Annotated in this window: 6 protein-coding genes and 1 pseudogene; 3 read left to right on the top strand and 4 right to left on the bottom strand. The window is 63.0% G+C overall.

The window, feature by feature from the left end; translation table 11 throughout:
* The coding region (locus M0954_RS18065) for a hypothetical protein (protein WP_297354684.1) at positions 1-308 on the bottom strand (308 nt) is incomplete at its 3' end.
* Here M0954_RS18065 and M0954_RS18060 point away from each other — a divergent pair.
* A pseudogene (locus tag M0954_RS18060) lies at positions 193-1,458 on the top strand (collagen-like triple helix repeat-containing protein); the annotation flags it as partial. The gene M0954_RS18065 and the pseudogene M0954_RS18060 sit on opposite strands and share 116 nt — an antisense overlap.
* Before the next feature lie 114 nt (positions 1,459-1,572).
* Here M0954_RS18060 and M0954_RS18055 read toward each other — a convergent pair.
* From M0954_RS18055 to M0954_RS18045, 3 genes are all read right to left on the bottom strand, one after another.
* Positions 1,573-2,577 carry a cupin-like domain-containing protein gene (locus M0954_RS18055; protein ID WP_297354682.1) on the bottom strand — a complete coding sequence of 335 codons (1,005 nt, stop codon included), beginning with the start codon at positions 2,575-2,577 and terminating at the stop codon, positions 1,573-1,575.
* Between the two features lie 144 nt (positions 2,578-2,721).
* The gene (locus tag M0954_RS18050; RefSeq protein WP_122153130.1) at positions 2,722-3,867 is read right to left on the bottom strand and encodes a branched-chain amino acid ABC transporter substrate-binding protein; all 1,146 of its coding nucleotides are present in this window, start codon (positions 3,865-3,867) and stop codon (positions 2,722-2,724) included.
* Positions 3,868-4,309: 442 nt separating this feature from the next.
* Entirely contained in the window at positions 4,310-5,416 is a 1,107-nt protein-coding gene (locus M0954_RS18045) for a nitronate monooxygenase (protein ID WP_297354680.1), read from the bottom strand.
* Between the two features lie 249 nt (positions 5,417-5,665).
* Between M0954_RS18045 and M0954_RS18040 the strand changes: the two genes are divergently transcribed.
* Both M0954_RS18040 and M0954_RS18035 read left to right on the top strand, forming a co-directional pair.
* On the top strand, positions 5,666-6,364 hold the full coding sequence (locus M0954_RS18040; protein ID WP_122153129.1) for a dienelactone hydrolase family protein: 699 nt from the start codon (positions 5,666-5,668) through the stop codon (positions 6,362-6,364).
* Positions 6,365-6,374: 10 nt separating this feature from the next.
* A partial coding sequence (locus M0954_RS18035; RefSeq protein ID WP_297354678.1) for an amidase occupies positions 6,375-7,305 on the top strand: 931 nt, incomplete at its 3' end.

Below are 7,305 nucleotides of genomic sequence, written 5' to 3'. Positions count from 1 at the left end.
GCGACGACACCGCCGACTACGGCTGGTCCGACTCCGACACCTACGCCGACACCTACGCCAACTCCGACTCCGACTCCGACTCCCACTCCCACACCGACGCCGACGCCGACGCCGACTCCGACTCCGACTCCGACGCCACCACCGACGCCGACGCCAACGCCAACGCCGACTCCGACTCCGACTCCGACGCCAACACCGACTCCGACGCCAACGCCAACGCCAACGCCGACGCCGACACCGACGCCAACTCCGACGCCAACGCCAACGCCAACGCCAACACCCAGCGCCAACGCCGTGGGCGTAGTCATCCAGAACGCGGGCAATGTTGTCTCGTCGACCGGCCAGACCGTCTCGTCACTGGGCAGCCAGATCGGCCTCACGCCGCTCCCCGGCGGCAACTCAGCGACCACCACGGCGCTCGGCAACATCCTGTCGAATGTCGGCAACGGCGTGACCGCCGTTGGCATGGGCGCGACGAACGGCCTCGGCCAGCTCGGCCTATCGAGCAATCCGCTCGGCATCACGATCTCGAGCAGCGGCAACCTTGTCTATGACGCCGGCCAGGCCGTCAACAGCGCCGGTCAGCTCGTAACGAGCCTCGGCAGCGGTCCGACGGCCGCCCTCAGCCCACTGACGACACCGCTCGGCAGCACCGTCTCCACCGTTGGCCTTGCCGTCGCCGGACTTGGCACCCAGCTTGGCAAGACGCTCTCGACCGGTCCGATCGAGCAGCTCACGACCTCGGTCAGCACCGCCATCACGCCGATCACCTCGACCCTCGCGCAGACGACGCAAACGGTCGGCGAAGCCACCGGGCTCGGCGCGCCGCTGAATGGCCTGCTGTCGACGATCGGCCACGGACTGGATAGCGCCGGCAGCAAGCTCAGCAGCGCAACCGGCAACCCGATCGGCGAGAATCTCGGCGACGTGGTGACCAGGCTCGGCAACACAGTCACTTCCGCTGGCGGCCTGCTGGTAGGCGGCACGGGTAGCAATCCGCTGGGCGGCAATCCGCTCGCGCCGATCACCAGCATCCTGACGGCCCTGCCCGGCACGCTGAGCGGCGGCCTGACAGGCGGCAGCGGTGGCTCGGGCGGCCCGCTTGCGCCGATCACCGGCGTGCTGACCACGGTGACCTCGTCGTTGACGGGTGCCCTCAGCGGCGCCAGCGGCAGTTCGGGCAATCCGTTGGCGCCAGTCACCTCAGCCATCTCCTCGTTGACCGGTGCACTGGGTTCGGTGACGGGAAGTGTGTCGGTCTCTGGATCGGCGAGCGCGTCCGGGTCGGGCTCCGCAAGCGGCAGCGCCAGTGCCGCCGGCAGCTTGCTGTCGCCGATCACAGGACTGGTGACCTCGCTGACAGGCGGACTGGCCCTCTCGAGCTCAAGCAGTAGTTCCAACAGCAGTTCGAGCAGTAGCTCAGGTGGCCTGCTCGGCGTGCTGGCACCCAAGAAATAACGACGGCAATTAAAAGAAGCAGTACCAGGGGGCGGCGGACCGGGTAACCGGTCCGCCGGTTTTTATTGCGCGCCGGCAAACGCCATCAGGCGGGAAGTACAGCGCAACGCGCGCCTACAGTTCGTTATAGGTGTCGTAGGTATTGCAGAAGTCGTTACGCACGACGAAGTTGGTATACGTCATCGTGACGGACGGCTCGAGTCCTTCCACGTAGTGCCACCATCCAATCGGCAGAAACAGCAGATCACCGGGCCCAATCGTGCATTCGATCAGGTTCGCCTGCTGCACAGCCGGAAACCGCGTCGCATCGATCGCGTTGCCGTCCACCTGCGTATAACAGTGCAAGTGGTTATACATATGCGGCGTATCCGACATGGGAATCAGCCTGACCCGCTTGCGCCCAATCACCTGAGCCATGAAGTTGTTGGTCAGATCGTGATGAAACGGCGTCTTTGTGCCGCCCGGTCCAAACCAGAAAAAACCGGTATCCGGCGACGCAGGATCGAGATACTCGCGAATCGTCGGCGCGTCTTCCCATAGCGCCGCAAGCGAGGCGCGATTAATCGAGGTGTTGTTCGCCGTCATATAAAAGTCGTTGGTCGGCTGGCTGCGTTCGACCAGATCCACATATTCGCGGAACGGCATCTTGCGCTTCAGGTTCGGTTGATTGATTTCGTAGTTCGGATCCGATTCGCGGCCAAACTGCACTTCGACTTCGCAATCTCCGCAGCGCTCGCGAAAGTAATCGAAACTCCATTGCGTGCGCGCCGGCCACGAGTCGAATGCGTCCGTGATAATCACCGGCCGGTTCTGAAAGTAGTACTGCTCAAAGAATTCGTCGCGCGTGAGCCGCTCGCGCCGCTCGACCGCAGCACCGCTCGCGCGCATCCGGCTTAGCTGACCATACACGGATAAGGTCCAGTCGCGCTTGCGCAAACGATTGCGCAAGCGCGTGCCGCCCTGCAAATAGGGGCTAGCAAGTGCGGTGTTGATTTCGAGCGCGGCTTCGTCGGCATCGAAACCCTCGTTTAGCATGGCAGCGTGCAGCGACTGCGCGGTTGCGCCCAACAGCAGATTTTCGGCAATCCAGCGACGCATATCGTCGTTCGTGCGAGTCATGTCGTCCCCCCTGTTTTTGATTTGTCCGATCGTTAGATTCTCATGCGCACGCCCAAAAGAAAAGGCGTGCATTCCGCAAAGAATGCACGCCTTAAATCGTCCGACAGACAGCAGGCAAAACGCCCACCGTCATGCGGCAGAAACTTACATCTTGACCACGTCCAGCAGCGTCTTCTTGCCGCCCTTGTAGTCATACAGCGAGATCACGCCGTGCTGCAGGTCGCCGTGCGAATCGAACGTCGTTTCGCCAATCACGCCCTTGTAGTCGGTCGTCGGCATTGCTGCCAGGATCTTTGCCGGATCCGTCGAGTTAGCACGCTTCATAGCGTCGACGACGATGTACACAGCGTCATACGTGAACGGAGCGTAGATCTGGATCGGCTGACCAAAACGCTTTTCGTACTTGGCTTCGAACGCCTTACCGCCAGCCATCTTCTCGAGCGCCATACCGGCTTCCGAGCAGACGATGTTGTCGGTTGCGTCGCCAGCCAGGTCGGACAGGCCGTCGGTACAGACACCGTCACCCGCCAGAACCTTCGCGCGCAGGCCGAGCTGCTTGGCTTGCTTTGCGAACGGGCCGCCGGTGGCGTCCATGCCGCCGTACATGATCGCGTCAGGGTTTTCGCCCTTGATCTTCGTCAGAATTGCGCGGAAGTCGACAGCCTTGTCGTTGGTCGCGTCATGCGACACCACGTTCATGCCGAGCGACTTGGCGGTCTTCTCGAACTCGTTTGCCAGACCCTGGCCATAAGCGGTCGAGTCGTCGACGATCGCAACGCTCTTCACCTTCAGGTCCTTGGCTGCGTAGTTCGCCAGTGCCGGGCCTTGTTGCGCATCGGTTGCCACGACGCGGTACGTCGTCTTGAAACCCTGTTGCGTGTAAGCCGGGTTCGTTGCCGACGGCGAGATCTGCACGATGCCTGCATCGCTATAGATCTTCGAAGCCGGAATCGAGGTGCCCGAGTTCAAGTGGCCGACCACTGCGACAACCTTGTCGTCAACCAGCTTCTGTGCAACCTGCGTTGCCGTACGCGGGTCAGCCGCGTCGTCTTGTGCGTCGAGTTGCAGCGTGACCTTCTGGCCGCCAATCGTCAGACCCTTGGCGTTGATTTCTTCAACCGCCAGACGAGCGCCGTTTTCGTTGTCTTTACCCAGGTGAGCAATACCGCCAGTAAGCGGTGCGACGTGGCCGATCTTGACGACCTCGTCCGCCACCGCGCCCGTTGCCAATGACGCAAACAACATGGCAGCAGCGCTGATCGGCAACAGCTTTTGAATCTTGATGTTCATGTAAGTCTCCAGTTTCGGTCCCAAAAACAACGTAATCGCCCTGTGCCCCGCTTCCTTCTCGTGTCGCTCAGTCCCGTGGACGACCACGCCGGTTGCATCGTGTATGCACTTGGACAGCACGTCAATCGGCCTGTTTGTGGCAGGCGGCTATGCGTACTTGCGCGCAAGTGTAGGCTATCAAATTAATTTGTGGGATTTTTTTGAGTAAGTGGGATGAACACTAATAGCGTTTATCCCACAAGGTCGAATGCGAAGACGCGAAACACCCCGGAGAGCACCAGCCGGCGCGGGTTTCCCTCAAACGGGTGGTTTGCCGCGAGGGCTGGGTAAAGGTTTTTCAGGGCTATGCCATTAATTCGCGGAATAAGGATTGAGCGACGCAAACGATAGCGCCATCGTACGGATGCGACATCCGCTCGATACCCGGTCGTCACTACGCTATTTATCTAGCAAGGGCGGTGATATTTGCGGCCGCCTCGCGCCATTCGGCGTGCAACTGTTCGACCAGTTCCGCCGCGGCAAGCCCTTCCTTACGCTTGCGCCCGAGCGGCGCGGCCTGCCCCGACCATAAAGACAGATAGTCGCCGTTATTGGCGCGGTTCGCTGACTGCCGCAATTCCTGCGTCAGCGCGTTTTGCACCGGGTACGGCGCGACGTTTCCAGGCTGTTCGCTCAACTGCTGCATCAGCGGATTGCGTATGCCGCGTGCATGCCGGCCAGTGATAGCACGGGTCACTTCCGTCGCCGTATCGGGTAACGTGCGCACACGAGTCTTCCAGTCTGCGGGAATCGCGCTTTCGGCGCAGGTCAGGAACGCGGTGCCCATTTGTGCGGCCTGCGCCCCGAGCGCAAGCGCGGCCACGATGCCGCGCCCGTCCATGATGCCGCCGGCGGCCAGCACCGGCAGACCGGTGGCGTCGACAAGTTGTGGCACCAGCGCCATCGTGCCGACCAGCGCGTCCTCGAAGCGGCCGATGAAGGTGCCACGATGCGCGCCCGCCTCGGAGCCTTGCGCAGCGATCGCATCGGCGCCGATATCGCGCCACGCGACACCTTCGGCGGTATGCGTCGCGGTGCCGATCACATAACTGCCGGCCGCGTGCAGACGCTCGACATCCTGCGCGGAGATCAAACCGAAAGTGAAACTCACCACGGGTACGCGCAATTCGATCAGCATGTCCAGTTGTTCCCGGAAGTCGGGGGCATAGCGCGCGAGTGGTTGGCCGGGCGGCAGGCCCAGTTCGGCGCGCAACGGATCGATGGCGCTCAGCGCGCGACGCACGGTGGCGTCGTCAGGCACCGACGGCTCCAGCACGAACAGATTCACGCCGAACGGACGTCTGGTCAGGGCGCGAATCGCCGCCACTTCACTGGCGAGTTTCTCCGCGGTAAAAGGTGCGGCGGCGAGAAAGCCAAGGGCGCCCGCATTCGAAACGGCGGCCACCATCGCGGGTGAAGTCGGGCCGCCCGCCATCGGCGCCTGCACGACCGGCACGCGCAGATCGAAACGTTCGGCAAACGGCGAGGCGAAACGGTGTGTGGAATTCATGATGACGTCCTTCGGCATGGGGTGCCCACATCGCTCGTGGGCCGATGCTGACGACTCTACTGGAGCGCCGTGACGCCGAAAAATGAATAATCGAGAACGTTTCCATCGTCGAACGAGAAAGCCGCGCCCGGCGGGGAGACGGCGAGCGCCGCCTTTGGCCCCGCTGCACGAGCTTTCTTTTAGTGGCAAACTGACCGCCCGCCGCGGGCTTTGCCCGCTTGCACCTACAGTAATGTGAAGGAGAGTGACGTGAGCGTGACTACCCGTTGGATCGACATTCCCGCCGGCAACGACAGTTTCGAGGGCTATCTGGCGCTGCCCAAAAGCGGCAAGGGGCCGGCCGTCATCATCATTCAGGAAATCTTCGGTGTGAACAGCCATATTCGCGCAGTCGCTGAACAGTACGCGCAGGATGGCTACGTGGCACTCGCGCCGGACATTTTCTGGCGCACCCAGCCGCGCGTCGAACTGACCTACGCCGGCGCCGACCGTGACAAGGGAATCGAAATCCTGCAAAAGACCGACGTGGGTCTGGCCGTAGCGGACATCAGTGCAACGGCGGCCGCACTGCGCGCAATGCCGGAAGTGACCGGCAAGATCGCCGCGATCGGCTATTGCTTCGGCGGCCGCCTTGCCTATCTGACTGCCGCACAAAACACGATCGACCTGGGCGTGGCCTACTACGGCGGCGGCATCCAGAATCTGCTCGACGAAGCCGCAAAGATCAAGGTGCCGATGCAGTTCCACTACGGCGAACTCGACCACGGCATTCCCCTCGAAGCGGTGGGCCAGGTGCAGGAACGTTTCGCCGGCCGTGGCGATGCGGAATTCCACATCTATCCGAATGCCGATCACGGCTTTAACTGCACCGACCGCGCGTCGTACAACCAGCACGCCGCGGCGCTGGCCCACGGCCGCACGCTGACGTTCCTCGGCGAACGTCTGTAAGCGGCGCGGCGTGCTCTCCGACTACCTGGCCCATGACGCGATAGGTCTCGCCGAGCTGGTGCGCACGCGCGCAGCCAGCGCACGCGAGTTGCTCGACATTGCCATCGCGCGCGCCGAGGCGGCCAATCCCGCCATCAACGCGATCGTTCTTAAGGACTACGAGACTGCGCGCGAGCGCGCGTCGCGCGATGATGCAAGCGCGCTCGGCGAAGGCCCGCTCGCGGGCGTCCCTTATCTGATCAAGGATCTGGGTGCACCGGTGGCGGGGTTGCGGATGTCGATGGGCAGCCGCCACTATCGCCACTTTGTGCCCACCGAAGACGCGCCGGTGGTTGCGCTGGCGCGTGCCGCCGGCCTCAACATCTTCGCCAAGACCAACACGCCGGAACTCGGTCAGATGCCCTATACCGAGCCCGAGCTGTTCGGCCCTTGCCGAAACCCGTGGAGCCTCGATCACACGCCGGGCGGTTCGAGCGGCGGAGCCGGCGCTGCTGTCGCGGCCGGTATCGTGCCGTTGGCACACGCTTCCGACGGCGGCGGTTCGATCCGCATTCCTGCTTCCTGCTGCGGCCTGTTCGGTCTTAAGCCATCGCGCGGACTAGTGCCTAGCTTGCATGCGCCTGCGGTCGGCGAACTGGGCGTCGATCACGCCATCTCACGCAGCGTGCGCGACAGCGCTCTGCTGCTCGACCTCGTGACTGCGCAAACGCAACACGGGCCCGTTGGCGCACCCGGTACGTTTCTGGGCGCGGTGAGCGAGCCATGTCAGCCGTTGACGATTGCCTACGTGACCGAACCGATGCTGGCGCCCACGTTATCTGCCGACGTACGCGCGGCGCTCGACGACGCGGCGAAACTCGCGGCATCGCTCGGCCACCACGTGGAACCGGTCTCGCTCGGCATCGATTTCGAAGCGGTCCGCCACGCGTTCCTGATGCTGT

It is taken from the genome of Paraburkholderia sp., from assembly GCF_026225065.1.
In the GTDB taxonomy this organism is placed as follows: Bacteria; Pseudomonadota; Gammaproteobacteria; order Burkholderiales; family Burkholderiaceae; genus Paraburkholderia.
This window is presented reverse-complemented; position numbering and strand designations above follow the sequence as displayed.